This is a genomic window from Leptolyngbya sp. AN10 (assembly GCF_050565645.1).
Taxonomy (GTDB): Bacteria; Cyanobacteriota; Cyanobacteriia; order Leptolyngbyales; family Leptolyngbyaceae; genus Leptolyngbya.
Genome location: NZ_JBNXVP010000008.1, coordinates 93,258 through 120,018 on the forward strand (window position 1 = coordinate 93,258; position 26,761 = coordinate 120,018).

Below are 26,761 nucleotides of genomic sequence, written 5' to 3' on the forward strand. Positions count from 1 at the left end.
AGCCTCTCTTGTCGGGTTGAGAGATCCTAAACAATTTCCTGAGTGCGAAAAATGTTGAGGTAGCATAGACAACAGAGCCTCCCCCTGTTTTCGCATGAATGACCTGAGCGAATTCCAGCCCTATCTTGAATCGATTCGCGCCGCTTATGCTAAGTGGTGGCAGCTTTACACGCTGACAGATGCCGCAGGGAGACGACGGCAGGAAAAGCAAGTTGCGCCGACGTTTGATTTTGGGTTGATGGTTCAGACGGTGAAGAAAGAGGAGCGACGAGAGGAGGAAAAGGTCGAACGCTTTCCGGTTCTCGACGGAATTCGTAAGTATGCAGAGCAGCACGTTTTGTTAGTGGGGCGACCGGGATCAGGGAAATCTACCGCGTTGGCGCGATTAATGCTGGAAGAGGCGACGACTTCGCAGGCGAGGATTCCGGTGCTGGTGGAATTGCGCTATTGGCAGGGGTCGATCGAACAATTGATCCTCGATTCTCTAAAACGGCATGGATTAGCGATCGCGTCTCTAGCCCAAGTGTTATCGAATGCGCTGATTCTCTTTGATGGGGTGAATGAGTTGCCGTCGGATGAAGCGCGATCGCAGTTATCGGCGTTTCGTCGCAATCATCCAAGAGTGCCGATGATTTTCACGACGCGGGATTTGAGCATTGGGGGCGATCTGGGGATTGAAAAGCGGTTGGAAATGCAGCCGTTGACTGAAAAACAGATGGAGGCGTTTATTCGATCGTATCTGCCTGGTCAAGCGGAGGCAATGCTGCGGCAGTTACGCGATCGATTGCGAGAGTTTGGACAAACACCATTATTGCTTTGGATGCTGTGTGGCGTGTTTCAGCAGACGGGGACGATTCCAGAGAATTTGGGGTTGGTGTTTCGGGAGTTTACGCAGGGGTATGAGCGATATTTGAAAGACGATGTGCGGGTTGAGAGCGATCGGGCTTGGTGGAAGCCTGTGCTTCAGCAGTTGGCTTGGGTGATGATGCAGGGGGAGAAGCCGACGGAGTTTCGGGTGGCGATTAGGTATGAGGAGGCGGTGGGAACGATCTCTCAATTCCTAAGTGGAAAAGTACAGTGTAAAGAAGATATTGCACGGAAGTGTCTGCGAGATTTGCAAAAGTATCATTTGATTCAAGCAGGAGCAAACCGAGAAGAGTTAGAGTTTCGGCATCAACTGATTCAAGAATACTATGCAGCAGAAGCACTGCTGGAGCAGTTGATCACTTTAGATGATGAGCGACTAAAACAGAAGTATTTGAATTTCTTGAAGTGGACAGAACCTGTAACATTGATGCTGGCGCTAGTGAGTGAAACTCAGGGGATACGAGTTGTGAAACTAGCGCTAGAGGTGGATCAAAGTTTGGGTGCAAGATTAGCAGGAGAGGTAAAGCCAGCGTTTCAGGAGAACGCTATTGGAATGGTAAATAAGCTGAAAGTTCTCAAGCATTGGCAACTGGGCTTTATCAAATTCTCACTAAAGGTAGAAACGCCTGCATGGCTGAAGGTTGAGCTTTTGAAGAAGACGCGATCAAATGATGCAATTTCTGGCTTGCTCAAGCTTGTGGAAGATGCTGATTGGGAGGTGTGTAGGAATGCAGTAGACGTTTTAGGCAGCATTGATTCTGATGCGGCGATTTCTGGTTTGCTCAAACTTGTGGAAGATGCTGATTCGAGGGTGCGTGAGAATGCAGCCTGGGCGTTAGGCAAGCTTGCTGATGCGGCGATTTCTGGTTTGCTCGAAATTCTGGACAGTGCTATTCCAGAGATGCAAATGGAAGCAGCAGAAGCGTTAGGCAGGCTTGGTTCTGATGCGGCGATTTCTGATTTGCTCAAACTTGTGGAAGATGCTGATTCGAGGGTGCGTGAGAATGCAGCAGAAGCGTTAGGCAGGCTTGGTTCTGATGCGGCAATTCCTGCTTTGCTCGAAATTCTGGACAGTGCTATTCCAGAGATGCAAATGGAAGCAGCAGAAGCGTTAGGCAGGCTTGGTTCTGATGCGGCAATTTCTGGTTTACTAAAGCTTGTGGAAAATCCTGACTCGTCTGGGCGTGGGAATGCAGCATGGGCGTTAGGCAGGCTTGGTTCTGATGCGGCAATTCCTGCTTTGCTTAAACTTGCAGGAGATGCTGACTCGTCTGCGCGTAGTGATGCAGCAGAAGCGTTAGTCGAGATAGGTTCTGATGCGGCAATTTCTGGTTTGCTCAAACTTGTGGAAGATTCTGATTCGAGGGTACGTAGGAACGCAGCATGGGCGTTAGGCAGGCTTGGTTCTGATGCGGCGATCCCTGCTTTGCTCAAACTTGTGAAAGATTCTGACTCGTCTGTGCGTAGGAAAGCAGCAGAAGCGTTAGGCAGCATTGGTTCTGATGCGGCAATTTCTGCTTTGCTCAAACTTGTGAGAGGTGCTGACTCATCTGTGCGTAGGGATGCCGCATCTGATGCGGCAATTTCTGGTTTGCTCAAGCTTGTGAAAAATTCTAACTCGTCTGTGCGTGGGAAAGCAGCAGAAGCGTTAGGCAGGCTTGGTTCTGATGTGGCAATTCCCGCTTTGCTCAAGCTTATGAAAAATTCTGGCTCATCTGTGCGTAAGGAAGCAGCAGAAGCGTTAGTCGAGGTAGGCTCTGATGCGACAATTCCTGCTTTGCTCAAACTCCTAGAAAATTCTGACTCGTCTGTGCGTAGTGATGCAGCAGGAGTGTTAAGCAAGATCGCCAAAAAATGCCCACAGACGGTCGCTCAACACCTTCCCCATCTCTTCACTCTAATTCCAACTAAATCAGGCGAAGAAGTCTACAAAGTAATTCTTGCCATTCAAGAGAACTGTAAATATTACAACTACGAAATCTATCAAGCCTATCTAGAGGCACAGAAAGCCGATCGACAAAAAAGCCAAGACAGCGATCCAACCGCTATAACAGTACAAACCATAGAGAGGTTAACTATCATGACTGACAAAGCACCCATCTTCAATCAGCAGAACGCAACGATCGGCGTTAACTACGCGGCTGAAGGCAGCAAGCAAGAATTCACTCAGCACATCAATGGAACAGAGCAAAACTTTGAGATTTTGCTGACGAGCTACAAGCAATTTATTCACGAACTTCAGCAAGAACATCCGGATCTCACCCACGAAACTGAGATTACAAAGACCATTACTGTAGAAGCAAGACGCATCGATGCCCGTTGGCAAAACTTCCTCAGCCTCAAACGCCTCTGGAACGGTGGCAAAAAAGCAGCCGTTAAAGTTGGCGAACACTTTGTCGAATCCAATCCTTGGGGTAAAGGCGCGATCGCATTTCTCGAAGGCGTGAGCGAAGACGTGAAGTAGAGTCGCTGTAACAATAGGAGCCAAAATCATGCAAATTACGATCGATACTACGAAGCCCCACCTTCCTCCAAAGATCCACCATTATTAAGAGCTGTGCGGTTTACATCTCTCAAAAGCACCCTTAGTAACCTTTCAAATTTCCAATTCAGGAGAATTGACCATGAAAGAGATCGAAACCACCGCGCCCCTCACAGAAGATGGACAACTTACCCTCGACCAACCTCTGAACCTCGCCCAGAACGGTCAAGTCCGCGTGATCGTTCTCGTCCCTGAACCTGAAGGAGACCTCGAAGAGACTCCAATTGAAGAAATTCGAGAAGGACTCTACCAAGGCTGGCAAGATGTTCTTGCCGGAAGAACTAAACCCGTGTCTCAACTTTGGGAGGGCATGGATGTCGAATAATCTGCCCATTCAGGTCAGCATCAGCGATCACTTATAGAAGCAGATTTACGTCAGAAGTTTCAATTGCTCTCTTACAGCATAAAAATAGACCTCCTGCACGAATCCTGATCACAGATTTGAACTCCTGAAAAGAGGACTAGATGCCACTCAGGAGACTGATCAAATGTACGATCGCATTCAACACCTGCCACCAAAATCGTTCAAACGCAAGTGCGGAGTGAAGCGTGAAACCTTCGAGAAAATGGTTGAAATTCTCAAACCCAAGCTGATCCGAAAAGGCAAACGAGGCGGACAAGGCAAGTTTGGAGTCGAAGATCAACTCTTGATTGCGATGGAATATTGGCGCGAGTATCGGACTCAGTTCCACATCGGACAAAGTTGGGGGATTCATGAAACGACCGTGGGGCGCATTGTGCGGAAAGTTGAGAACAGTTTGATTCGGTCGGGCGAATTTCGGCTTCCGGGCAAGAAGGCGCTGCACTCGCCTGATGCAGGGTGGAACCTCCTGTTAGTTGATGTCAGCGAAAGTCCGATTGAACGTCCAAAAAAAAACAGCGACCTTACTACAGTGGTAAGCAAAAATGGCACACACTAAAAGCGCAAGTCGTCGTAGACTATTTCAGCGGTCAAATTGTCTGCACCGCATTTGGCAAAGGGCGCAAGCATGATTTCCGCTTGTTCAAGGACTCGCAGTTGCCGACCCAACTTGAGCAACTCTGGGTGGCAGACCGAGGCTATCAAGGCATCGCCAGACTTCATGCTTACAGTTGTACGCCCTACAAAAAATCGCGCAAGCGTCCGCTCTCCAAGCAAGAACGTCAGTTTAATCGACAATTAGCGCAAGTTCGTATCACGGTGGAGCATACCTTTCGCAAGTTGAAGATTTTTCGCATCTTATCGGAGCGCTACCGTAACCGTCGCAGGCGATTTGGGCTACGGTTCAACTTGATCGCAGGCTTGCTGAACTATGAGCTTGCTCATCCAATTTGATTCGTGCAGGAGGTCTAATCTTCTGATCGAGCAAACTGCCCAAGTCAAAGGCATCAAAGACGTTAGCTTAAGTCCGATCCCCGAACTTTGGGAGAATATGAATATCGATTAAACTGAGATTAAATCAGCCAACCGAAACCCCTTCAAATCCAATGACTCAGATCTCTATCATCCTCTCTGAATCCCTCACCAACTACCTACAGTCGCAAATCGCCGCAGGTCGCTACGCCACTCCCAGCGACTACATCCAGGATCTCATCCAACAAGACCAAGCTCGTAAGGCTCACCTAGAAAGCCTCATGCTAGAAGCCCTAGACTCTCCCGCCAGTCCAATGACTCAAACAGACTGGGACACTATCCGATCTGCCGTTCGCCAGAAGCTCAGCCAAGATCACTCCAATGGCTAATCTGATTAAACGCGCTGTTGTCATTCAAGACCTGATCGATATTGCCACCTACATCAGCCTCGATAACTTAGATGCAGGCGATCGCTTTCTCTACGCAGCCGAAAGCACTTTTCAACAACTTGCCAGAATGCCGGGACTTAGGAGACTCAGTGGCTTTACTCATCCAAGGCTAACCGAAGTTCGTCAGTACCCCGTCAAAGGCTTCAAGAACTACCTGATCTATTATCAAGTACAGGCAGAACTCATCGACATCATGCACGTTCTTCATGGGTCACAAGACATCGAAAATCTGCTTCAGCAAGAGATTCCAGAATAAGCGATGCATCCAAATACAACAGAAGTCAAGCTCTTTGAAAACGTCGATCGCTATTCCGAAACGTTACCCTCATCGTGAAATACATCGAAGTCTTTCTGATCAAAGCCTAAACCTTGCTTTGATGGATTGGGGTTTCGGAAAGAGGTTGCAAGCCTGGGGAAATTGTCCATCGTTCGCTGAGTTTTCCAGAAGGAACCTCTACCTGGAAAAACTGCCGGAATCCCCAACTGCATCGGCTTCATAAAATCACACTTGTTGGGTTGTCGATCGAACTGGATGGCTCACTCGCAAGTTCTCTCTCGTCTGAAGATGCTGAAGGGCTTGGGAATTAGCTCGTCCGACGACAAGTTCTGCGTATCGCTGTGCGAATTGAGATCCCTGTTGTGCCTGAATCTTCTGGAACTGAGGGTCAAGGTGCATCATTTGCCTTACAGCACTTGCGGGGATGTGATCCTGTAAGGCTTGACGCGCAGCTTGAACTGCGATCTGAGTGGGTGTTCCCTGAAGGTTCTGCGTATATTGATTCCAAAGCTGAGCGGGTGTTTGAGTCATCACTGCTGTTTGAGTTGGGCTGCTATTCTGTCCAGTTTCTCGCCCAGATACAGCGATCCGATTGCCATCAATTACATACCGTTGGTCGCGCTTCGAGTCATACGCGATCGACCCATCTGCTTGCGAGTCTCCCACCATTTTGATCACTTGCCGCAATCCAGCTTCCATAGATCGAATCATCGGCTCTGCGATCGCTTGTTTCACTGTTTGTCCGAACGATCGCGCCCACGACTGAATGTTCTGTTCCGTTTGCGCTAACCAACGAGTAGGAGATGATTGCACAGACTGTAACTGCTGTGTCAATTGCTGAATTCGTTGTTCTAGTTGCTGAATTTGGGTCTGTAGGCGTTCGAGATCAGGTTGTAGTGAATTGGCATTTACAGGAGTAGGAGGAGGAACTGCTCCTTGAGTTTCCGGCACAGAAGAATTTGTTGAACTTTTTACTGAAGCTTGTTGAGGAAGTTCAGTCGCTTCAGGAGTTTTTGTTGATTGCACCTCAGAAAAATGTCCATTAGTTTGAGATTTTTGCTCGATCGATGAAGCAGCTTGTTCGGCTGTCGGTACTTCTAGGGTGGATGTTGCAGTGTTTTGTGGAGCTTGAATCTCAGAATCAGAGGAGAGATGCGATCGCGCTGCTAATCCTAGCAAATCTGTTTTAACAACTCCATCTTGAACCCGATAGACCTCTTCTTTGCCGATGAAAATCTTGAACGTGCCTTGAACTGTTTCTGGACGCTCTAAGGCAGCTTGTAGAAGCTCAAGGTGTTCGGGTTGAATGCGGTTGCAGCGGGGTGCTTCTCCGACGATCGCTTCAAACAATCGGCGATTTCCATGACGTACTACGATCGGGACGTAGGGATCAGCGTAGCCGGATAAAATTGCTTGTTGCCGAATGCGCTGAAGGATTTCAGTCAGAAGCGTTTGCTGCTCTGCTGTCAAAGGTGTCGCTTCAGCCGTTTGTGTTGGGCTTAGAGTTGCTGTTGGTTGAACTGTTGTAGTCAGACTCGGATCAGGAGAAATGGAGGCAGCATCAGTCATAGTTCCCTCCTATACGATCGCATGAATAAAAGATTGCGCTAATTGCGAGATATCAAGCAACACTTCAGGAAGAACGACTCGTCCTGAAATGCGATCGAGAACGACTGCTGAACCGATTTGAATAAATGCCCACTGTCCATCGATTTCCAGTTGAATGATCTCACAGCGCGTTTCATCGGTTGGAATTCTGATGCTGGTTAGGCTTCCTGCTTCGATCACAAAATCAGGGGAATCTGTGCCATCATCGTTGCTGTAGTAAAGTTCAATCAGTTGCGGTGTGTAGCCAACGGGAAAAGGGGGTAAGTGCCAAGCGCAGGCGAGTTCATAAGTAGTGTTGGGATAGCGATCGCGCAACTGAGCAAGTTCAGGCGGAAGAATTTCAACAATCTGCTGAATTTGAGCGGTTGTTAGGGAGTAAGACATAGTTATCTACCGTTGAGGGCTTTTAATCGTAGGCTGACGCTGCATGAATCGTCCAGCTTGAGGTGGGTAAATGCCTTGTCGTCGGTTATTTGCTTCAGCGCGTTGAATCACTAAAGCAATATAGCGACGAGCAGATTCGGCTCCTTGCTGTTGCGTGATGCTTTGAGCCTGGGGCGAGTGATTTAAGATCTGCTGGACTTCTTGAGGAGAGTAGTGCTGTAGGGCGCGGCGAGAGGTTTGCAAGTCAATCTGAATCGGTGAGCCGTACAATCCTCGCTTGTAATACTCGTAGGGCAATTGTGTTTTAGGATCAGGTTGTGCTTTTTGGGAATTGGTTTCGATTCTGAGTGGTTGAGGCTGGTTTCTCAATCGAGCGTATGCCTCTACGCCATCTCGGAATAGCTGACTTCCCGATCGCGCTACTTCGCCACCGACTTCTTGAATATTGGACTGAACCGAAGACAAATCATCAGACGACAAAGGCATACACTTATCCTCCTGTTACCAGTTCTCGACGCTTGCAGCTAAATCCTCAAAGGTGGTGCTTTCAAACTTCTCGACCGGATCAATCGGTTGACTCGCAACTTCTGGCATCGGCAACAGAATTTGATCCACAAACTCAAATCGTTCGCGCAGTTGTACTGCCATTGTTTCAGGAGTCCAATCGACGCGATCGCGCAGACATCGTTCAGTTAGACGCGCTTGCAGCTTACGATCCCAGAGTTCCTCACTGCGTTGCTGTTTCGCTTCATCCGCAGGTGGAATCTTTACCTCTAAACAAAATGGAATCGCCGCTTCTCCCCGTCCTTGATAGGCTGGATTCACAAAAACACATTTGCCGCGTGGAAGTGTCAAAAAGAATCGGGCATCAAAGACTGGACGTTTATGATATTGCTCAGAAGATCCGGTTCCTGAACTCTTACCATGATTGCGGCTTTTGGTGCGAACGATGACTTCTTCCTCGCCAAAGTACTTCGAGTATCGTTCTGCGGTGGTTTCATCTTGAGGATTAAACACGAACTGAGTCGCACAAGCCGCGAGGATGCCCTGCGTCATTTCTTTGCCGTATTTGCCTTCGAGTTGAGCATAGTTCTGATAGCCCAGAATCAGAGCTAATCCGTTCTCGCGATATTCGTTTGCCCATTGCATGATTGCTTGGAGGTACAGCGTAGGAAACTCATCCATTGCAAGCACTAATGGTTCTGTACGACGAACTGAGAGATTTTGTACCACTAACAGATTTAGAATAGTTGCGACGATCGGGGCAACGACATCACGAGTTCGTTGTTCTAATTGGAAGATTATTAATCGCTTGCCGACTAGCTTCATCGGTAAAGTTGTTTTCCCACACAAACAAGCCAAGAATTTTTGATCCATCAGAGGGGCAAACGTCGCAACGGCAGTACTGATGATTCCTCCACCTGTCTGCTCGGCATGGGCGACAGAGGTGAGTGCAGTTGCACCGATCAATGCCCAGGTATCTAGTTCTCCTTGAGCTTGAGCATCGAGCATCCGTCGAGCTAAGTCAGGACAACTCAGAATTGCCCATACCATTGTTAAATCAGGATAAGGTGATCCTTTTGCCAGCATCAAAATCGATTGCACTAACAAATCACCTGCTTGCTTGAAATATTCGTCTTGTCGTCCTGATCCTTCTCCTGCTTTAGAATTACGATTCATCGTGATGGCAAACTGTTTCGCCATTGTCGAATCTGTCGCATCTTCGAGGAAATCTAACGGGTTACAGACAGCACTGTAGTCAAATCCTGGCGCGAAGACTGCGACTTCATATTCTTTGGTGACTGCATAAGCAATATGGCGGCGCAATTGTTCACCTTTGAAATCGTAGATAATGGTTGCGAATCCCTGATCGATCGACGATCGGATCATCGGATCAATGCCGCTAAAACTTTTGCCCTTTCCTGGTCCACCACACACCACAATCCCTTCATTCGCATTCGGGACATAAAGCGTTGGTAATTGTCCCAGTAACGTCATCGCATAAGCAGCAATGCCTCGATTACGAGGAGTTCCCACGTACAAAGAGACGCGATTCCGGCGGCGCTGTTTGCGCTGTTGTTCTGCTTGTCGAACAGCGGCTAATTTTTCCCATACCCCTGCGCGGCGACCGAACACTAATTTGCGTTTGCGCCCACCGATCGACATCAGCATCATCAGGATCAAACAACCTAACAGTAATCCACCACTGTCCCAGCGAAACAGGGGAGCCAATCCACTCAGCACATCGGAAGTCAGCGAAGGCTGTGCTGTAGTGGAATGTAGTTTACTGGGCTGTGAAGGGGATCTTGCGGCGTTCATCGTTTGTTAGCAGCTTGAATTGCAGAGTTTGCGAGTTGAATCAGAGTGTTGCGATCGCCTTTCTTCCAACTCACCAAATATCGATATCCGTTCTCTTCCCAAATCACTTTGGCATCGCTGTAATTAGCACCCAGTACCCAAGGAATAAAAAATCCCTGTTTGCCATTGGCTAATTGAACTTCGCTCAACGGTTCTGGCGATCGCGCCTGTGGACGAAACTTAGGATCGTTGAGGAAAGCAAATTCTTGCTCAATCGATGGCATATCAGCAGTTAGTTTCTTGGCGCTGACCAAACCATTGCGGCAGTAGTTCGATCGACATCTTGGCTCAGATGTTAATGCAACTTCGTAGCCATTGGATGAGGCTGACCAAAGCACTGCGTATAGCGATGAGGAAGCAAGAATCTGACGGGGTAATCGCAGTGGAATTCCAGTCTGATTTAAGCGATCAAGAATCGGCGCAAATAGTGAAGCTGGTGTAGTATTTTTAGCTTGAGCAATGCTAAATAAATCAAATGAGTTGAACTCTACTGCTTGTGCTGGATTCATGATAAAGCCAAAGCTGAAAATGATGCAAGCAAGTATGTAACTAAAAAGCCGATAAAGGTGCATAGTTCCTCCTACTCAGATGGGAGCGATCGCCAATCTGGAATCACTTGATCAAGTAACTTGACTGCGGTAGCTTCTGGAATTCCAAATTTCACCACCCCTTGCAGTCCAATCCAGTCATCGCGCCGCGTTACGACTTGCCACCCAGATCGACGCTGAATTAGAATTGCCCATCCTCCAGTCGGTCCCCAAGTCCAGGTTGCGATCGCATAAGGTGGAAGCACAGAGATTTTTGTCACTTGCCCAATGCCATATTGATCGCGGGCTTTGCTTGGATAATCCATGTCCTTTTGCAAGGCTTGTTGAGCCGCTTGAACCTCTGGTGCTAGGGAGGGTTGCGCGAGTGCGGCAGGTGTTGCTATCGAACTACTGATGATGGCTGTTAATGCGATCGCAGCCAAACTGAAGCCGAATGATTTTGCGATCGCAACGATTCTATTTGACGCGATAAATGCCATAGCTTGCTCCTCCATAAAATCCATCAAAATCTCGATCAGACTGCCAGCTAAAGGAACGACGGCTACTCGAATTAGATTGCACAACGCTACAACCAACATTCATACAAATGCCAACGTGTTCCATATTGTGGGCAATGACAATATCTCCAGGTTGCGCTTGGTTTGAAGACACGCGCTGTCCACGCCCGGATTCGAGTGCCGATACCATGTTGGGCACAGAACTACCATCGACTGGCGTAATGCCTGCTTTTGCCAGAACTCGATTCACTTCCCAGGCGCAAGCAATATTCCCGCCTCCGGGTCCTGCGGCTGTACTCTCTCCGATTGATCGCTGCGTCGCTTGCATAATCTTCTGTCCGGTGGGACCAGATGCCGCAACGCTGCATCCACTCGTTGTTGATGACTTTAGATCAGCGAGATTTGTCCCTCGAATTGCATTGCGATAACGCTCAGCATAGCCTGCGATTTCACCACTGCGATCTCCATCATTCACAATCTGACGGGCACTGTAGAAGTTAGCTGTTCCACCTCGAATATAATTGCCTAGCCCAACGGTTGTAAACCACCCATCGTGCATTCCCAAGACCATGATTTTTGACGCGATATCAGGACGATTGGCAAGCTCAGGATGATTGACTAAATCAACACCAATCGCTTTGCTTGCGCGATCGTAGTTACTTTGGTGAGTGAGTTGCACCAATCCTCGCCCACAGTAGTTACCGCAAGCTCCTGAACGGGAATAATCGTCATCCTCATCGCGAGGATTAAAGTTCGTTTCAGCTTGAGCCGTAGCGAGGATATAAGCGACTTGTGCCGGATCGTTCACTCCATATCGCTTTGCATCTGCCAGAACCAAAGGAATAATTTTCTTAGCATAAGGCTGATCAGAAGCGGGGGCTGCTGCAATGGCGCGATTTACAGCTTCACCGCTTACGGTTCCACCTCCGCAGTCATCAAGACCCAAACTGCCATCAGGATTTGCGATGCCATCGTATTGCTGTGCGATCGCGTCAATTTGATTCTGAACATCTGCGGGTACTTTAACCGGAGGCGCGTTCTTTCCAGCAATGATGACAAGTCCCTTTTCTTTGGCTGGAATCCACGGGATAGGACCGATGAAGTAAGGCGTACAGCCCAGATCAATCGTGCCATGTACACAAGCTCGTAGGTACAAGCCAAAATCTGCCTGACCTTTTGCTTCATCAGCTTTCGTCATCACCACTTTGAAGGCGGGTCCATACACTAATCGTCCGGTTGGTTCACGCCCACCGTTGACTTTAGCCAGAAATCCATATCCCCCTTTAACTTGCTGCGTAGCACCTGATGCCCACCGCTTGCCGTGCATCGAACTAGCTTGTCCAGTCACATCGCTGAGTTCTAAATATGAGCAGGGTTTTCCGGCTTCACAGGCGACAGGGGCAGTGGCTCCGGTTTTAAGTCCGCTTCCTGTTACAAATGATTCAGCTTTGACTGCGCGATCGCCGTGTTCTTTAACACCCCAAACAACATCCGCGATCGCAACCATATCTATACCCGTAGCAGGCGGCTGCGGAAACTGGCTAAACGGTACTTTGTTAAGTCCGGGAACCTGCTCGACAAAGCTTTGCTGCCAACCTTTGAACTGTGATAGCGGTGTTAGCTTGAGATTGGGAATGGTATCTAATCCATATTGCTTCAAGTTCAAGCGCTGACTGAGAGGGATTGCCGCGAAGGTGGGGGATTGCTCGATCAGTTGTGCGATCGTGCGTCCTTCGCTGCCCGTTCCACTCATGCTGCTCGTCCACAAATCTTGTAGCGGTTGCACTCGATTAAGTGGTAAATCTGCAAGAGCGGGAATTGCTTCTACAAGCGATTTAGGTGTTTGCCACTGACTTAAACCAAAGTTATTTAGGTTCAGAGAATCGATCGCGAGATGACTCAGAGCAGAAATTCGATTCAAATTAAACTGCTCCAAATGGAAAGCATCTTGCACATCGCCCAGCATGATGAACTGGTCTGGTGTTTGTCCAGCTTTCCAAGTCCGTGAAGGGTTGTACCCTAGCTGCTTGACTAGATTCGATGGTAAATTGATCCAGCCTTTGTCTGCGATCGCAGGCAAGGTAGAAAACTGAATCTGCTGCCAGTTTGGACCCAAAACGGATTGTGTTCCAGCCGAGTAAGCAAGCGTTGGAACGGGCAGTGTTGCTTCAAACGCCTGAGCGGGTCTACGAGCAAGCTCAGACAGTGAACTGAGAATGGTCAATATAAAGCTGATTACGAACAGAAGCGTAATCAACACACGGGATAGAGTGCGAACTGACATGGCTAGAAATGCTTTGACTGAATCAAGGCGTATCTGAACTGGAAAAATTCGTAGTCGTAGTTCCAGCGTTAGCGCTGTAATTGACGCAAATAATCGCTAGATGAAAGTTGTTGTGACCACTCGCTAACTGAATTGGATTGAGCTTTAGAATTCACCATTGCGATTTTCGATCTAGAAGAATCAGGAATAGTTCTTTTCCTAGACAAGGCTTCAGATTGAGAAATCTGTGGTGCGGGGTAAATGAGCTTCTCTGATGCTGGTAAAACTGCGATCCCACTGAATTGACTTTCAGCTTGGTTGGAAATTGATGCAGTAATTGAGTCATCCTGACGCTGCTCCCTCAAACTCTGAGAGTTCGGCGCTTGCTCCAAGGGTTGCGCTGGTAGACTGTTGATGCTTTCAGGTGCAGGTTGCTCTGCGACAAGATCAGAGGGCAAAGATGGATTCGGTTTGACAGAAGAATTAGACGGTTCAGCAGATTGAACTGGCTGTGGAAGTAACGGGGCTTGGGCAAGTGAAGTCGGGGGACTGGGTTGAGGAATTACTTCTGCTTGAGACTTATCTGACATCGGACGAACTGCCAATGTCGTATATCCAGGTTCTTTTGACACTGGACGCACGCGAAACTGATATAACTTTCGTCCCTCAGTACCTTCTGTAATCAGCGTGAGAAGTGTTCCGCCAGATTGACTAGATAGCAAATCTGGAAAGTTGATCGGGCGAATTTGACGCAGGTGAACAACGGTTGCTCCACTCTCGCTGGAACACTCTTGACCTTGGGCGATCGCTTGGCAAAGATTGCCATCAAAACTCAAAGTAATGCGCGACGGATCATCAATCCAAGCTTTCTTGACAACTTCTCCAGTAGCGATAAAGCTAATGTTTAGCCCAACACCCGGAGCGACATCAACTTTGACAGCATCTCCGGTTGTCCCTTGAGCTTGGTCACTGAAAACAGAACGAACAGCAGTTGCTGCTACGGAGTGAACCGCAATGATGCTAGGAACACAAACCAGAAATCCAATTGTGATGATTTTTTGAATTCGTTTTTTGTGGGTATTCATGTTGTGATGACTGCTTACGATCGCAGTTTCTATAAACTGACGGGTTGATTGACAAAAACTTGAACAGGACTACCCTGCTTCAACACAAAAAGAGCAGGCTGGTTGCTACTGGATTGTGATTCCTGCTGCGCTCGTTGAAGTTGCCGATTTAGAAGGGCTTGCCCGATTCCTTCAGCGACTCCAGCCGCCAGATTAGGCTTGCCGTTGGCCGTCGTAGACTGGAACCCGCCTGAACTGGTGATAGTTTGGCTCTGAGGCTGATTGAGCAGTCCTGCAACTTTTGACGCACCTGAAAGTAGAGCAATTCCTAGATCTGAGCCGAAATTAGATGAGCGTTCTTTTGATGCTCGTAGGGGATTGCCATTAGACCCTAGAATCAAAATGGCGTATTCAGGGAGAGGGCGTTGAACATTGCGACCTTGCTCATTTACGATCGCGGCAGTCGCTTCCATTTGTACCAATCCAGAACTATCTGCTTTCGTGACTCGTGTAATCAAACTCGTTCCGCTAGGCATCGCGATCGTGCCATCACTGGCTTTGAGTGGATCATTTAGTTGCACGAGAACATTTTGAGTCGCATTCTCGACTGATCCCGTCCAGCCGATCGGTGTTTGCAGTATTGCTTTTGCTTGCGTTCCGACCGAAATATCGACGCTAGAAGTTCCGGTTGAAGTTCCAAAGGTAGCTGTTGTTGGAGTTGCATCTGCGGGAGCATCGCCAACTCCACCCAATGCCTGCGTGTCTGTTAAATTAGTTGGCGAGGTTGTTCCACTGCTAGTTGAGAGGGAGCCGTAATTTCCAATACCAGCCGCCGCCAGCCAAGCTTGAACCGGATCGCGTACACGAGTCGAGGATTTAGCAGGGGGTTGAGAGATCACGGGTGCAGTTCGCGTCACAGGGGCAGATTTAGTAGGTGATTGCGATCGCGCAAGGGACTGTGGTGAATTAGCTCTCTGGACGATGGGCACAACTGGAGTAGAACGAGATACTACTGGAGTTGGCAATGGAGGTAGTTTTGTCGCCGTTGGTTTCTGTTGTAATTGATTAGCTTGGGTTTGTAGAGCTAGACGAGTTTTGAGATCTCCAGCGTCGTTCGCTGATGGGGTCGGAGATGGCGCTGAAGAAGGAGCTACAGACGGGTTTTGAGCGACTTGGGGAGGGCGATTTCCTCCCACCATGCTGACCAGGAACCATAGCCCGATCGCGGCTGGTATCGTTACCATCACAATTCGAGGAAATGGGCGATTCCATAACGGACGAGACTGATCGACTAATTGAGGTTCGATAAAATCTTCTGTGTCAAGCAAACCGGAATCAACGGGTGCTGTTTCTGAGGCGACGACTTGTGATTCTACTGGATCGTCTTGCCATCCGGCTGCTTCTGCGATACGTTGGCGGTTCATAGTAAATGTGTTTAACTAGGTTAAGTCTTGAATTTCATCGATTTCCAATCCAGCGAGCCGCAGGTTGTAGATGAGTTTTTGAATGTCTGTTGCTTGCTCAGGCAGTGGATTTGTAAGGGGCGGAACAGCTTTTAAGAAGATGCGCTTATTAAAGGTAAAGAGCGATCGTCCTGCTGCCCCAGGCGCATCGAATATCAGAACATTGCTAACTAAATCTACTTTCCAACGTCCAGGACTGATCGATTGCGGAGTTGACAAGCTACTTAGTTCGACGGCTGTTGTTGCCTGCCCAGTGAAAATTGAGTAGGGAATGAGTTGAGCAAGCAACGTTAAGAATTTCACTCGAAAGTTGTCTTGCTCAGATAGTAAGAACGATGCTTTCCAAACCACAGAGGGAACTTTTCGACCATTTGCGATCGCAACTCCAGGATCGATCGCTCCCTGCTCGGTTCTAAGCCGCCAATTCAGCGTTGCAACCACCCAATCTTTTACGACGGTTTGAATCACCTCTAAAGTCCGAAATTCTGGCGGCATCGTGGTTTGTCCGATGATTCGCCCACCTTCCATTTGAACAGCAACAGGTAAAGGACGATTCGCAAGGCGTGTTGTTTGCAGCCCGCTATAAACCATCATGAGAATGAGTAAAAGATGTAGCCCCAATGTTACGAGAACAAAGAGCGGCATGATCGCGGATGAATGAAATCTTGATTTTTGAAACGGTAAGTGCATAGCTTATAAAAATCGACCCACTAAACTCACGACTGACGATGCGATCGAACTTCCAACTTGTAGAGCAACCTGTGCCGCTTGCGCTCCGGTTCCTGCCATCCCTCGAATCGCTGCCAAAGCACCTCCAGTTGCCATTGTGAAGGCGATTAACGGTGCAAAAAATCCCAAAAGAAAGGCAAAACTTAAATCACTGAAGCTCGTTAGTTCTGCGCCTGCGATGACGGCTGCCATTACACCAAGCAGCAGCGCGTAGTAGACCTTCATTAACCCGATCGAGAAGAATGTGATTAGCCAAACCCAGATCGGTTTGAGTCGATCGATCGGCAAAACAGAAGTCGCCAGCATAATCGGACCTGCGAGGGCGTTCAGCCACTCTCCAGCTTCCATCAGATTGCCAAATACCCACTGCATGGCGTACAAAATCGTCTTGATATTGTCGTTGACGATCGTGCCTGCTCCAAAGTCTTCTAACTGATTAATGAAAACCCCAAAATCGGCTGAAATTCCATTTTTGTTAATCTCCTGACCCAGAGCAGAAAATGCACGTTGAAAAGCGCCTCCTGTATTGGAAAGGAAACGAGCTAGCCCTGCACATCCTCCATTGCAGTAAGCCGATTCATACTTTTGCTGAATTGCGGGAATTTGCTGCTGTACATCTCGATAGCATTGCAGTTTAGCATAAACTTGGCGTTGTTCCTGAGATAGATTGCTCGTGTCTGCTGGGGTTTCGAGCGACGGAATTGCAACATTTGGATCACGCATATTATCACATCTCGTTAGTAACCCCCTCACTTCGTTTCTTGCTTGTTCGGTGGCAAGACGATCGTTCAGTACTGTTTTGGCTTGCACTCCAGCAATCTGAACTTCTAAAATGCCGGATTGCCAGGAATTAATTAGGTTGTGAATGCCTAGACTCACCGATGCTAGTCGCTGTCCGTGATTGTTCAGAAAGATGAGAACTACAATGAGTCCTAAGACTTTCGGTAATGCACCATAAGCAGTTCCACTGTTTGACATTTCTTGTGCCCATCGGGTGAGCCAGAAAACCGAAGCAGCGGCGGCTATGAAGGTTGCAATGTAAGCAATCTGGTAATAAGAACTGGTTGGATTGGTATCGGAAAACGTGGTTTGCCATGCGTTTTGCCAATACTGTGATGTGTTCTGGAGTTGATTTAAGCTGTCTTGCAGCTTATCAACTCCACCTTGCGCGGCGAGATATGGCGGTTGAAATGCCCACAGAAGCGGTGACATGATAGCTACTTCGTTGTGTACAGACCGGGAATGTAGATATTTGAACCTGATTGTGCGATCGCAGCCGTTTGCCGCTCTAATTCGCTTTGCTGAGTTTGATTGAGTTGCCCCACACCCGAATCAATGCTGGTTAACTGTAGATTAGTTGCAGCTTGTCCAACTTCAAGCTGGGTTAGCTGCGTCGATAAATGCCCCTGAAGTTGAGCTTCGAGTTTTTGCTGCTGTGTCAAATTCTTGATCACATCTTGGGTAACTGTCTTAGATTGGGCATCGGTTGCCAGTTGTTCGCTTTGCCGAATGTAGCCTGTGATTTCTTGCTGTCCTTGTATCAGCTTTTGCTGTCCTGCTTTACTAAGAACAGATGCGGTGATGCTTTGAGCAATATTGCGATTAACGGATTGAGCGACATCTGGGCGAACACTGCTAGAAGAAGCCGTTGAATTGGGTTGCCCTCCGGTAGTAGGATTGCCGTTGGTGTTGCCAATTTGCTCTGACCAAACGGCATTCTGTGTTGCATCTGGATCGGGAATGCCCAATTCACCGATCACTCCGTCTAGGCTACCTAGTAACCCACGCAAATTGCCAGACGAAATTAGCGAGTAAAGCTCTTGCAACTGCTGAAAATACTGGTTAATCTCGCCTAATGTGTTGTTGATGTCGGTCACAGTTCCTTGAACAGGAAGACCAGCGGAACCTAAAGCGCCACCGACTCGATTGACGGTGGATTGAACGTCGCCCAGATCAAGCGCGATCGCGGAACCTGCAACAACACTGATCGCAATTCCACTTCCAACAGAAATTGCGACATAGCGATAGATTTTTTTCCATTTCAGTGCTGAAAATTTTGGTTGACGTAGTGTGAGCATAGGAACACCTCCAATGTGTTAATCAGTTCCAGTGAGCAAGAGTTGGGGCTGAATCTCGTTCATTGGCAAGCCTTGGCGACGGGCAGAAGCATACAGGTTAGAAAATGCTGCAACGCCGTCACAGGGGTCAGAATAAGCTTCCATCACGCGAGTCCGCGCCGCTTGCTCTTCCATGTTGTTTGCTGTGAGCGCTAGCAATACGGCACTAGGGTAGAAGCCGACCTCGGTGTAAGTTTTGTCTTTACAGATAATCCAGTGCGATCGCAGTTCTCGTCCCGATGGTTCAAAACCAGGCGTAGCGCACTGTGCAATTACTTCACGATCGTACCCCAACAGTTCAACAAACGATTCCACAGCACTCGGCTTGATGTAGCCAATCAGCGTGGTCGTGATTGTTTCGATGATCTGCTTGCCAGCCGCAGAGTTGTAAATGGTCGAGACGGTTTGAGCCGAGATAATGGCGCGAACTCCCCACTTCAAACCATTCGCACAAAGCTGTCCCACAATTCGAGCGATCGCTGGAAATTCAAACAGAATTGGACTCTCATCAATCACAAATGCTGATGCTGAACTCTCCAGCGCCCGTCTCAGTAAAGCTGAGTATCCAGACAATGCTAAAACGGCTGCATCTTGACGGTTTCGGAGTCCCCGCAGTGCAAAGATTAACAGAGAGACATCGGATCGAAAAGAACTCGGTCGAGCGATCGCACGTCCTAATCCGCTTTTAAGACATCCCCGCAGTTGTTCGAGAATTTGCCCTACCGCTTCTCGAATCGAGTCTGAAACTGTCAATTGATTAGTCTGCAAGTGATTTGCCAACCAATTCTCAGCGAAGGCAAGATAGTCCCACAGTGTAGGAGTCGCTTCCCATTCGGGAGTTCCGAAACCAGCCGCGATCGCAGCCGCGTAACGAGCCTGAATCTCAGCAGTAGCATGGAAATCTTGGAGGGATTGGGAAACGAGCGATCGCACCGATTTTTCTATCAGGGCATCGGCTGCCTCGCCCATGACGATGACGACGATCGCATCGATTTGGAAGTCAATAATTGCATCTCGCCGCTCTTTTTCGTTGGGAACGTGCCGCAAGTCGGGCATTTCGATCAGATTGTTGGCGCAGGTTCCCGTATCGTTGTAGGCGACCTTAGCACCAAGTTTTTGCAAGATAGCAGTCAAATCAGAAAAAGAACTGGTTCCATCAGTTGGACGGGGAAAGTCAAACCCTACCACTGGAATGTTTCGGACATAAAATCCCATGATGACTTCGCCTAGCAACACGCTCTTTCCGCCCCGTGTTGTGGCATAGAATGCCAGGTGCATCAGTTGAGTAAACGGATCGAGATGCACAGGAGTTCCACCTTCGAGGGTCAGAAACTCCAATCCGCGCGGATCTCCGGTTTGGGGTGCAACCAGTGGCAGCAGTCCGGGCGCTTCGTGGCTGAGATAGTAGTCTCGGCGATCGTAGGGCTTAGTCAGCAATCCATCCCAGACATAAGGCAGCGATTGTAGCCAGAGATTTTCTGTGATTTCGTAAGCCCGTTCTGAATCGGCAGTAGAAAGGCAATCGGCAAGATAGCTAAAATCTTGCTCTAGAGCAGCCGGATTGTTGCGATACAGCCAAACACCAGAAGCAACCGTGATCACCGTGGAGCCGCGTTCTAGGGCTTGACGTGCCTCGATCGCTTCATTGGTCTTCATGTCTGATGAGACATCAACTGTTTTCTGCCCCAATGCCCGCATTGATAGCTCTTTCGAGTTGCGCGTCAATCGCTCCAGATTGAATTTCTGCAAACTGCGATTAGAAGTCGAAATTTCGGTAATGAACTTGAGATTGCGAAGCCGATTTCGAGCGATCGGGTTCCATAAGTACCTTAGCTGCCCTCGCGCTGATGGAAAGGCAGACGGCTTGCCGAACTGCATGAAACCCGCGTATTTGCGCTTACAGGGTAGATAAATCCAATTTCGAGCAGCAGTCGGAACAGCACTTTTCCCTTTTTCTCCTCGCAGTAGAATGCTAGTAGCGTGGATCTCGCTAGTTGCCTCACAATGTAAACCCTGCTCATCGAGAATCAACAATTGCGGCACAGGCGGCGCAGGCTCGGTATGAAGTTCGGCATAGTCAGATTCCCAGAGTTCATGAGCCGTGAGAGGTTCGATCTCAAGCCCCATAAGTGTCGTCAGAATTGATTCAAGCCTTAAGAACCCTTCAGTGAAGGCAAGACTGATCATTTTCTGCAATCGAGCCGTATCTGCTTGCTCTTTTTCACCTGCGAACCGCTCGGCAAAATTAGCAAATACTTTGAGTAGTTTTGTTGTGAAGTCTCGATCGAGCGCAGTTTGCTGAGTGGATGTGACGGTGTAGGTTCCGAGAATGCGGATCTGTTTGAGTTGTCGCAGTCCGGTTCTCGTCAACTCCCGCGATCGCACTTTTTGACTAAACAGCAGCAACTCTGCCAGTCGATTCGTTTGGGGTTCAAGCAAGGCATCAAGTTCTGTTTGGCGATCGCAATCATTCGCGAACGAGCAGTACTCAAAGGTTAACCGCTCTCCTGGAGGCAGTTCTTTCGCCGCAGTTTCCAGCCGTTCAAGAATCGCTTCAGCTTGAGCTTCAGATAAGGTTGAGTGAATGCCTGCGGTGCGAAATCCAAACGTGAAGCGGAACTCTTGCCGTTGGTTCTGGTTGAGATTGTGCCGCTCAGAAAATTCAAAGCCAGCCTCCACATTTTGTAGATTGATTTGCCCGTAGCAAACCAGATTCAGCGCGTCCTCCAAGGGATGAAGCACGATCGTTTTTCGAGAGTGCTTGACTTTGCGCTTGCCTTGTCTAGCTCGATATGGCAACGGCGATTGTTTGCGCCACTGACAGCGAACTTTTGCTATGCTCCAGTGTCGGGGTGCATGAAACTTCTCTAGAAATTTCCATTCTTTTTGCCCAGTCAGCGTCCAAAACACAATACAGGGAAGAAAAGCAATCACAAGAAATTGTGCCAGGGTGAGATTGAAAAACTGCCAGAGTAGCGCCGCGACCAGAATAAAGCCAATCCAGAACGGCAGTTGATTTGCAGGTAGATAGCCAATGCTTGGCTGCTTTCCTACGAGCCGATTGACCGATCGCGGCTTCGACTTTTGAGTGTGCATTGTGCCTCCGTCAATTTCCTTGCCCAGTTGCCGCCGTCGTTCCTGTGCCCATGAATAGTCGAATAATGATGCCTGCGGCGACAACCACGACTAAAGCAAGAGCAACCGGAGTAAAAGCAGATCGAAATTCAGCCCCCTGCCCGACTTGATAAACAGCAACGCCGATCGCAATCACAAAGACAACAACCAATGCCGCTTGAATCAAACCAAACAAGGTACAGACATCATTGCCGCCTGTGGTCAGCGCTGCACTGAAAAAGGATGCTAATGGACCAAACAATCCACCTCCACAAGCCGCTCCATTTCCAGGTGCAGCTTGAGCAAATACGATCGGGGCAGTAATGAGAACAGTACTGCTCAGACAGATGCTTGCTAGAACGTACTGTAAGGGGCGTGATAGCGATCGGATTCGGCTGGAAATTCTAGGAAATATCGAAAAGAGAAACGTTAATCCAAATAGAATGAGAAACGCTGTAAGTGTTGGATCTTGTAAGATTCGATCTTCTAAGAACAGCGTTGCGCCGAGTACGATCGATAACCACAGATCCGAGTGTTCGTGAACAAGCTGCATCCAACGAGTTTGCTGCATCAAAGCAAACCGTCGCTGCAAGCCATCATTTGGCTTCCGTGCAGAACGGGTCATAGTCAAATCTTCCTGTGTGAGAAAATCTCACCTAAATCAATGATGAGGAATGAAGTGCGATCGGTGCAGCACCTAGCTTCGAGGCAACTGGACTGATCGCCGCGTCAGAAATTACTGATTGAGAGTTGAAAAAGCTTCAAGTCTGTTGGTAAGACAACCACGGCACTTACAGAACAACAGCTTGCTGATTCTAAACCTGTCTGAGGCAACCACGGCACCGATAAAAGAGTTGAATCAACTTTTCGCTGGTATCACCATACCCTAGATAGATGGCTTCCAGTATTAAAGGCTTAGAAAGTTAATTTGACTTAATTTACTGATAACAGTAGGGAAATGCTACAGTTGAGCTATCATTAAGTCCCAGTGGATCAAAAAAGATATCAAACGCATCCACAGCTAGATAACAATCACTAAACCGCAGGGTACTGTCATTGACATAGCTCTTGATCTACCGTTCTGTGAATTTTCTGTATGTACTAAATTCACGACCATTCTTCAGTTCTCTCGCGTTCTGTCCGTTCAAGTCGCGATCGCACCTATTTCCTTATGTCCTCAAAACGCTCAACCGATGCTAAATCCTCTAACTCCGTTCTCGAACTGTTCGGGTCACAAAGCCGACAGTTTGTAGAATTGGGACGAGAACTATCCTTGGATGACTTAGTGAAGGGCATGATCAAACTGTCTGAGGAACTCGGAACAGAAGGAAGAAATCGGATCATTCAGGCTTTCGCTGAACATAATCGGATTGCTGAACTAGAAGATCAGCTTCGCGATGGCGATCGCTTCCGGCGCAGTGGCTTTGACTTTACTCGTCCCAATGCTAAAAGTTCAAACTACTCGGTCAAACTGTACTGGTGGGATCGCGAGAAAACGCAACGACAGTACATCAGCACTATTCCTTTCAAACCCGGTCAAGTGATGCGGATGACTCATCGATCGACGGGCGAGGAGCGGGTGATGCTGTGTGAGGGGCTTTATACAGATCGATCGCTGTTTGAATTAGTGCCTGCGATCAAACAGTATCGCCAGATGGAAGTTCAGAACCGTCGCACCCGAAAACAGACAAAACAACAAGACTCGATCGAGCTTAACCCGCTACCTCCAGACCTCGGTATCCAATTGCGCCTGAAGCAAATTCTCCCAACGCAACAGTTCATCGTTTTGAGCTACCCGCGATGTTTTAGAGCAGAGCTAAATGAGGATGAATGGCAATTTGAGGGTCTGTCTGAGAGAGAGGTGAAGGCACTGGAGAACAATTCGCCTGTAAAAACAGTTTCTCTGTCCTCTGATGAAACAGAAATAGCTCAACAGTCTGCGCGATCGCGACTAGCACACACAACTCTGAACGAACCGTCAACTTCAACCGCGACACAGTTTCCCGTAGATTTGCCTCGCCAAAAATCCCCCGCCCGTGTTTCTGCTGCCAAGCCCTCTCAAGGTCGCCGTTCTGAAGTGAAAAATCAGCAGCAGGCAAACACGCAAGAAGTTCCCAAGGCGCGATCGACCTCTCAAACTCCAATCAATCCTGTTCCCACCTTTGAGGCGCTTGCGTTACTAAGTCAACTGACTGATTTCCCCCTGCAAGTGATCGAAACGGCTTCCAACGTCGTGCTGCAAAATGCTCAGAAACAACCGCTTGTGACCTTTAATGCAGCAACCCAGCAACTAACATCGCATTACGCTGATGCTGAACTCATTCAATTGATGCAGAAACTGGTTTCGACGACGTTTCGACGGAGCGATGCAACAGAAGAACAACATCAGGCTGCAACTCGTCTGCGGGTTCGGTTGCAGGGCGCGAATCATCAGAAATCAGACGAGCTTTTGTATTACCTGATGGGCACTCCGAGTAAACGGCGTAAATTGGCGTTTGACGATCGCTCTCGGACATCTCCAGGGGCAGTGCGATCGTGATAATGAAGGTGTCAGGGGAAGGAGTTACGCAGAAAAATTTAGCATAACTGCCAGTCAGCATCATTATTTCAACCGCTGACCAGAATAATCTCCTTGACAGTACTTGAAGGCGCTATCAGATGAGGTGATTGATCCCTAACTGCTCACGTATCTTCATTTAACTCCCATTTTGCTATCCTCCGTGCCAAGTTGAGAAATGCTTTGATGACTGGGGAAGAATCATGCTGCCGCCAACCGAGATAAAGCCCGGTGTTAGGGATTTGTTCTTGTAGGGGTCTGTAAATAACTCCGCTTCTGTGGAAGTTTTGCAAAGAGGCGGGAACGATCGCAATGCCCAGTCCTGCTGCAACTAAGCCGACGATCGTGTGCATCTGGACTGCTTCTTGTGCCACTTTTGGGCGAAATCCAGCTTGTTGACAAAGGTGAATAATCTGCTCATAAAAAACGGGTCCCATTTTGGCAGGAAATAGGATGAATGATTCCTCTGCTAAGTCAGAGAGCGACACTTGAGGATGGGCAGCAAGCAGATGAGTTTCTGGCAACGCTAAGACCAATGATTCTGGTAAAAGGCACTCCACAATCAAACCAGGTTCGCTGATGGCAGACCGAACAATGCCGATGTCAACCTGTTTGTGATGCAGCGCTTCAATCTGTTGAGCCGTTGTCAGTTCATGCAATTGCAGTTCAACGGCTGGAAATTGCGCTCGAAAGACCCTTAATATCTCTGGTAGTACCGTGTACATGGCAGAGTCCACAAATCCGATCGCTAACCGTCCCACCTCACCGCGCCCGATTCGTTGGGTGATTGCGATCGCTTGTTCAAGTTGCCCTAACACCAGATAAGCACGTTCTAAAAACACTTTGCCTGCTTCCGTCAGTTGCACCTGCCGCTTTGTGCGTTCAAACAGTCTGACTCCAAGTTCATCCTCCAAACTGCGAATTTGTTGACTGAGCGGAGGTTGAGAAATGCACAATCGGTCTGCGGCTCGACTGAAGTGGAGTTCCTCAGCCACCGCAATGAAATAATGTAGATGCCGGAGTTCGACCATACTGATATGTTTAAGCTATTAATCCTCGTCTTATATATATTGGACAGTTCCATTGCTGTCTCCTATCGTCAGAAGTATGAAGCTATTTCATCCCTTTTGAATTGGAGAAAGCAAATGAACTCAGATAAAAATCGTTCCGCTTCTAAAGTTTGGTTAATTACAGGCTGCTCAACTGGATTCGGACGTGCCCTAGCAGAAGCTGTGTTAGAAAAGGGCGATTGCTTGCTAGCGACGGCTCGTAAACCCGAACAACTTCGCGCTTTGATTGATCAATATCCAAATACTGCAAAGGCTGTGCGTTTAGATGTCACTCTACCTCAAGAGAGACAAGCCGCCGTTGATGAAGCAATCCAAACATTCGGTCGAATTGATGTACTCGTCAACAATGCGGGTTATGGACTGATTGGCGCACTCGAAGAAGTCAGTGAGACAGATATTCGTCAGGCATTTGAAACCAACTTCTTTGGAGCAGTTCATCTCACTCAAACGGTTTTACCTCTGATGCGTCAGCAAGGCAAGGGGCATATTGTAAATATGTCATCGACAGCAGGATTAGTCGGATTTGGTGGAAGTAGCATTTACTGTGCGACTAAATTTGCTGTAGAAGGAATGTCTGAATCCCTAGCGAAAGAAGTCGAATCCTTCGGCATCAAAATCACCTTAATTGAACCTGGAGCCTTTCGGACAAACTTTAATGGGCGATCGCTCTCCACTGCCGAACAATTCATGGATGCCTATGATTCTGTGAGCCGTGCTTCATTGCAGTGGTTCAAAGAGATGGATGGTCAGCAACCTGGCAATCCAGTGAAAGCAGCGCAAGCGATCATTCAAGTCGTAGAAAACCCTAATCCACCCTTGCAATTGGCATTAGGTACAGATGCGATGAGCTTGATTCAGGACAAACTGGAATCGGTCAAAACGAATTTAAAGGATTGGCAGCAAGTCACGGTGAGTACGGACTATACAGATAGCCCTGCTGAGGCGATCGCTCGGTAGCCAACTTTAGACCAAGTTCAACTGTTTGGAGTCAATCACTGATGAAGCAAACCAAATACGCCAAGTAGAGGGTTATTCATAATGCACATCAAGACATTTCTGCTTGTAACTACCCTAGCGATGGTATTCACTATCATGAGCGCCACTATCAGCTTTTCACAATCTTCCAAAGGGGTCAAAGCGACTGCCGATGTTATCCATCAATTGCGGATCTACGAGATCTTCGATGGTAATAGAAAAGCGTTCCACGAACGGTTTCGCGATGATGCGATGCGGATCATGGCACGATATGGCTTCAAGATTGTGGCGACCTGGGAATCTCGGCACGATAACCGTACAGAGTTAGTCTACCTACTTGAGTGGTTCGACCAGGAAACGATGAAGGAGCGCTGGGCAAAGTTCATGGCTGATCAAGAGTGGGCGGAGATCAAGAAGGCGACGGCTGAGGCGCAAGGTCAGCTTGTTGGTGACATTGAAGCTCGGACATTAGAGTTGACCGATTACTCACCGAGCAGACGGCTGGCGAACTAAATGGTGAAGAAGCTCTGGCGCAACTTGAAGTGA

The 26,761-nt window shown here is 48.3% G+C and carries 23 protein-coding genes; 8 read left to right on the top strand and 15 right to left on the bottom strand.

Annotation, left to right across the window (positions count from 1 at the left end):
• Positions 1-94: 94 nt before the first annotated feature.
• The 5 genes from ACQ4M5_RS13535 (at position 95) to ACQ4M5_RS13555 (ending at position 5,447) form a co-directional block, all read left to right on the top strand.
• Positions 95-3,331 carry a HEAT repeat domain-containing protein gene (locus ACQ4M5_RS13535; RefSeq protein WP_430676154.1) on the top strand — a complete coding sequence of 1,079 codons (3,237 nt, stop codon included), beginning with the start codon at positions 95-97 and terminating at the stop codon, positions 3,329-3,331.
• 160 nt (positions 3,332-3,491) lie between these two features.
• Complete coding sequence (locus ACQ4M5_RS13540) at positions 3,492-3,734, top strand: type II toxin-antitoxin system RelN family antitoxin (RefSeq protein ID WP_430676155.1); 243 nt, start codon at positions 3,492-3,494, stop codon at positions 3,732-3,734.
• A 163-nt stretch (positions 3,735-3,897) separates the two neighbouring features.
• Positions 3,898-4,724, top strand: a protein-coding gene (locus tag ACQ4M5_RS13545) for an IS5 family transposase (protein WP_430674732.1) whose coding sequence is annotated in 2 segments (ribosomal slippage) — positions 3,898-4,285 and positions 4,285-4,724 — 828 coding nt in all. Because the reading frame shifts where the segments join, the coding sequence is not laid out codon by codon here.
• 152 nt (positions 4,725-4,876) lie between these two features.
• Positions 4,877-5,131 carry a ribbon-helix-helix domain-containing protein gene (locus ACQ4M5_RS13550; protein WP_430676156.1) on the top strand — a complete coding sequence of 85 codons (255 nt, stop codon included), beginning with the start codon at positions 4,877-4,879 and terminating at the stop codon, positions 5,129-5,131.
• Entirely contained in the window at positions 5,124-5,447 is a 324-nt protein-coding gene (locus ACQ4M5_RS13555) for a type II toxin-antitoxin system RelE/ParE family toxin (protein ID WP_430676157.1), read from the top strand. The genes ACQ4M5_RS13550 and ACQ4M5_RS13555 overlap by 8 nt, the downstream gene beginning before the upstream one ends.
• Before the next feature lie 246 nt (positions 5,448-5,693).
• Here the strand turns inward: ACQ4M5_RS13555 and ACQ4M5_RS13560 are convergent, their stop codons facing one another.
• The 14 genes from ACQ4M5_RS13560 to ACQ4M5_RS13625 all read right to left on the bottom strand — a co-directional run bounded on the left by ACQ4M5_RS13560 (position 5,694) and on the right by ACQ4M5_RS13625 (position 22,238).
• Positions 5,694-7,037 carry a hypothetical protein gene (locus ACQ4M5_RS13560; RefSeq protein ID WP_430676158.1) on the bottom strand — a complete coding sequence of 448 codons (1,344 nt, stop codon included), beginning with the start codon at positions 7,035-7,037 and terminating at the stop codon, positions 5,694-5,696.
• A 9-nt stretch (positions 7,038-7,046) separates the two neighbouring features.
• Positions 7,047-7,460: a hypothetical protein gene (locus tag ACQ4M5_RS13565; protein WP_430676159.1), complete on the bottom strand. Its 414-nt coding sequence runs from the start codon at positions 7,458-7,460 to the stop codon at positions 7,047-7,049.
• Between the two features lie 6 nt (positions 7,461-7,466).
• On the bottom strand, positions 7,467-7,946 hold the full coding sequence (locus ACQ4M5_RS13570; RefSeq protein WP_430676160.1) for a hypothetical protein: 480 nt from the start codon (positions 7,944-7,946) through the stop codon (positions 7,467-7,469).
• Between the two features lie 15 nt (positions 7,947-7,961).
• Positions 7,962-9,779, bottom strand: a complete 1,818-nt coding sequence (locus ACQ4M5_RS13575; protein WP_430676161.1) for a type IV secretory system conjugative DNA transfer family protein — start codon at positions 9,777-9,779, stop codon at positions 7,962-7,964.
• Positions 9,776-10,327 (bottom strand): hypothetical protein, encoded by a 552-nt coding sequence (locus tag ACQ4M5_RS13580; protein WP_430676162.1) that lies wholly within the window; start codon positions 10,325-10,327, stop codon positions 9,776-9,778. Before ACQ4M5_RS13580 ends, ACQ4M5_RS13575 begins: the two co-directional genes overlap by 4 nt.
• 71 nt (positions 10,328-10,398) lie before the next feature.
• A complete protein-coding gene (locus ACQ4M5_RS13585; protein ID WP_430676163.1) occupies positions 10,399-10,845 on the bottom strand; it encodes a hypothetical protein in 447 nt (148 codons plus the stop codon).
• Complete coding sequence (locus ACQ4M5_RS13590) at positions 10,823-13,147, bottom strand: glycoside hydrolase family 19 protein (RefSeq protein ID WP_430676164.1); 2,325 nt, start codon at positions 13,145-13,147, stop codon at positions 10,823-10,825. The genes ACQ4M5_RS13585 and ACQ4M5_RS13590 overlap by 23 nt, the downstream gene beginning before the upstream one ends.
• Positions 13,148-13,215: 68 nt before the next feature.
• Positions 13,216-14,211: a hypothetical protein gene (locus tag ACQ4M5_RS13595; protein ID WP_430676165.1), complete on the bottom strand. Its 996-nt coding sequence runs from the start codon at positions 14,209-14,211 to the stop codon at positions 13,216-13,218.
• A gap of 29 nt (positions 14,212-14,240) precedes the next feature.
• Entirely contained in the window at positions 14,241-15,614 is a 1,374-nt protein-coding gene (locus ACQ4M5_RS13600; RefSeq protein ID WP_430676166.1) for a TrbI/VirB10 family protein, read from the bottom strand.
• Between the two features lie 15 nt (positions 15,615-15,629).
• On the bottom strand, positions 15,630-16,298 hold the full coding sequence (locus tag ACQ4M5_RS13605; RefSeq protein ID WP_430676167.1) for a hypothetical protein: 669 nt from the start codon (positions 16,296-16,298) through the stop codon (positions 15,630-15,632).
• A gap of 48 nt (positions 16,299-16,346) precedes the next feature.
• Positions 16,347-17,594, bottom strand: coding sequence for a hypothetical protein (locus ACQ4M5_RS13610; RefSeq protein WP_430676168.1), 1,248 nt, complete (start codon positions 17,592-17,594; stop codon positions 16,347-16,349).
• 5 nt (positions 17,595-17,599) lie between these two features.
• Positions 17,600-18,460 (bottom strand): hypothetical protein, encoded by an 861-nt coding sequence (locus ACQ4M5_RS13615; RefSeq protein WP_430676169.1) that lies wholly within the window; start codon positions 18,458-18,460, stop codon positions 17,600-17,602.
• An 18-nt stretch (positions 18,461-18,478) separates the two neighbouring features.
• Positions 18,479-21,595: a hypothetical protein gene (locus ACQ4M5_RS13620; RefSeq protein WP_430676170.1), complete on the bottom strand. Its 3,117-nt coding sequence runs from the start codon at positions 21,593-21,595 to the stop codon at positions 18,479-18,481.
• 10 nt (positions 21,596-21,605) lie between these two features.
• Positions 21,606-22,238: a hypothetical protein gene (locus tag ACQ4M5_RS13625; RefSeq protein WP_430676171.1), complete on the bottom strand. Its 633-nt coding sequence runs from the start codon at positions 22,236-22,238 to the stop codon at positions 21,606-21,608.
• Positions 22,239-22,784: 546 nt separating this feature from the next.
• On the opposite strand from ACQ4M5_RS13625, the gene ACQ4M5_RS13630 reads away from it, so the two are divergent.
• Complete coding sequence (locus ACQ4M5_RS13630; RefSeq protein ID WP_430676172.1) at positions 22,785-24,152, top strand: hypothetical protein; 1,368 nt, start codon at positions 22,785-22,787, stop codon at positions 24,150-24,152.
• A 143-nt stretch (positions 24,153-24,295) separates the two neighbouring features.
• Here the strand turns inward: ACQ4M5_RS13630 and ACQ4M5_RS13635 are convergent, their stop codons facing one another.
• Positions 24,296-25,201: a LysR substrate-binding domain-containing protein gene (locus ACQ4M5_RS13635; RefSeq protein WP_430676173.1), complete on the bottom strand. Its 906-nt coding sequence runs from the start codon at positions 25,199-25,201 to the stop codon at positions 24,296-24,298.
• 114 nt (positions 25,202-25,315) lie between these two features.
• On the opposite strand from ACQ4M5_RS13635, the gene ACQ4M5_RS13640 reads away from it, so the two are divergent.
• Together ACQ4M5_RS13640 and ACQ4M5_RS13645 are read left to right on the top strand one after the other, a co-directional pair.
• Entirely contained in the window at positions 25,316-26,197 is an 882-nt protein-coding gene (locus tag ACQ4M5_RS13640; protein WP_430676174.1) for an oxidoreductase, read from the top strand.
• Between the two features lie 135 nt (positions 26,198-26,332).
• Positions 26,333-26,728, top strand: coding sequence for an NIPSNAP family protein (locus ACQ4M5_RS13645; RefSeq protein ID WP_430676175.1), 396 nt, complete (start codon positions 26,333-26,335; stop codon positions 26,726-26,728).
• Positions 26,729-26,761 lie beyond the last annotated feature (33 nt).

What these genes read in the sequence shown, in the direction of transcription:
- ACQ4M5_RS13535 (WP_430676154.1), top strand. Translation starts at nt 95, where the DNA reads ATGAATGACCTGAGCGAATTCCAGCCCTATCTTGAATCGATTCGCGCC.
- ACQ4M5_RS13540 (WP_430676155.1), top strand. Translation starts at nt 3,492, where the DNA reads ATGAAAGAGATCGAAACCACCGCGCCCCTCACAGAAGATGGACAACTT.
- ACQ4M5_RS13550 (WP_430676156.1), top strand. Translation starts at nt 4,877, where the DNA reads ATGACTCAGATCTCTATCATCCTCTCTGAATCCCTCACCAACTACCTA.
- ACQ4M5_RS13555 (WP_430676157.1), top strand. Translation starts at nt 5,124, where the DNA reads ATGGCTAATCTGATTAAACGCGCTGTTGTCATTCAAGACCTGATCGAT.
- ACQ4M5_RS13560 (WP_430676158.1), bottom strand. Translation starts at nt 7,037, where the DNA reads ATGACTGATGCTGCCTCCATTTCTCCTGATCCGAGTCTGACTACAACA.
- ACQ4M5_RS13565 (WP_430676159.1), bottom strand. Translation starts at nt 7,460, where the DNA reads ATGTCTTACTCCCTAACAACCGCTCAAATTCAGCAGATTGTTGAAATT.
- ACQ4M5_RS13570 (WP_430676160.1), bottom strand. Translation starts at nt 7,946, where the DNA reads ATGCCTTTGTCGTCTGATGATTTGTCTTCGGTTCAGTCCAATATTCAA.
- ACQ4M5_RS13575 (WP_430676161.1), bottom strand. Translation starts at nt 9,779, where the DNA reads ATGAACGCCGCAAGATCCCCTTCACAGCCCAGTAAACTACATTCCACT.
- ACQ4M5_RS13580 (WP_430676162.1), bottom strand. Translation starts at nt 10,327, where the DNA reads ATGAATCCAGCACAAGCAGTAGAGTTCAACTCATTTGATTTATTTAGC.
- ACQ4M5_RS13585 (WP_430676163.1), bottom strand. Translation starts at nt 10,845, where the DNA reads ATGGCATTTATCGCGTCAAATAGAATCGTTGCGATCGCAAAATCATTC.
- ACQ4M5_RS13590 (WP_430676164.1), bottom strand. Translation starts at nt 13,147, where the DNA reads ATGTCAGTTCGCACTCTATCCCGTGTGTTGATTACGCTTCTGTTCGTA.
- ACQ4M5_RS13595 (WP_430676165.1), bottom strand. Translation starts at nt 14,211, where the DNA reads ATGAATACCCACAAAAAACGAATTCAAAAAATCATCACAATTGGATTT.
- ACQ4M5_RS13600 (WP_430676166.1), bottom strand. Translation starts at nt 15,614, where the DNA reads ATGAACCGCCAACGTATCGCAGAAGCAGCCGGATGGCAAGACGATCCA.
- ACQ4M5_RS13605 (WP_430676167.1), bottom strand. Translation starts at nt 16,298, where the DNA reads ATGCCGCTCTTTGTTCTCGTAACATTGGGGCTACATCTTTTACTCATT.
- ACQ4M5_RS13610 (WP_430676168.1), bottom strand. Translation starts at nt 17,594, where the DNA reads ATGTCACCGCTTCTGTGGGCATTTCAACCGCCATATCTCGCCGCGCAA.
- ACQ4M5_RS13615 (WP_430676169.1), bottom strand. Translation starts at nt 18,460, where the DNA reads ATGCTCACACTACGTCAACCAAAATTTTCAGCACTGAAATGGAAAAAA.
- ACQ4M5_RS13620 (WP_430676170.1), bottom strand. Translation starts at nt 21,595, where the DNA reads ATGCACACTCAAAAGTCGAAGCCGCGATCGGTCAATCGGCTCGTAGGA.
- ACQ4M5_RS13625 (WP_430676171.1), bottom strand. Translation starts at nt 22,238, where the DNA reads ATGACCCGTTCTGCACGGAAGCCAAATGATGGCTTGCAGCGACGGTTT.
- ACQ4M5_RS13630 (WP_430676172.1), top strand. Translation starts at nt 22,785, where the DNA reads ATGTCCTCAAAACGCTCAACCGATGCTAAATCCTCTAACTCCGTTCTC.
- ACQ4M5_RS13635 (WP_430676173.1), bottom strand. Translation starts at nt 25,201, where the DNA reads ATGGTCGAACTCCGGCATCTACATTATTTCATTGCGGTGGCTGAGGAA.
- ACQ4M5_RS13640 (WP_430676174.1), top strand. Translation starts at nt 25,316, where the DNA reads ATGAACTCAGATAAAAATCGTTCCGCTTCTAAAGTTTGGTTAATTACA.
- ACQ4M5_RS13645 (WP_430676175.1), top strand. Translation starts at nt 26,333, where the DNA reads ATGAGCGCCACTATCAGCTTTTCACAATCTTCCAAAGGGGTCAAAGCG.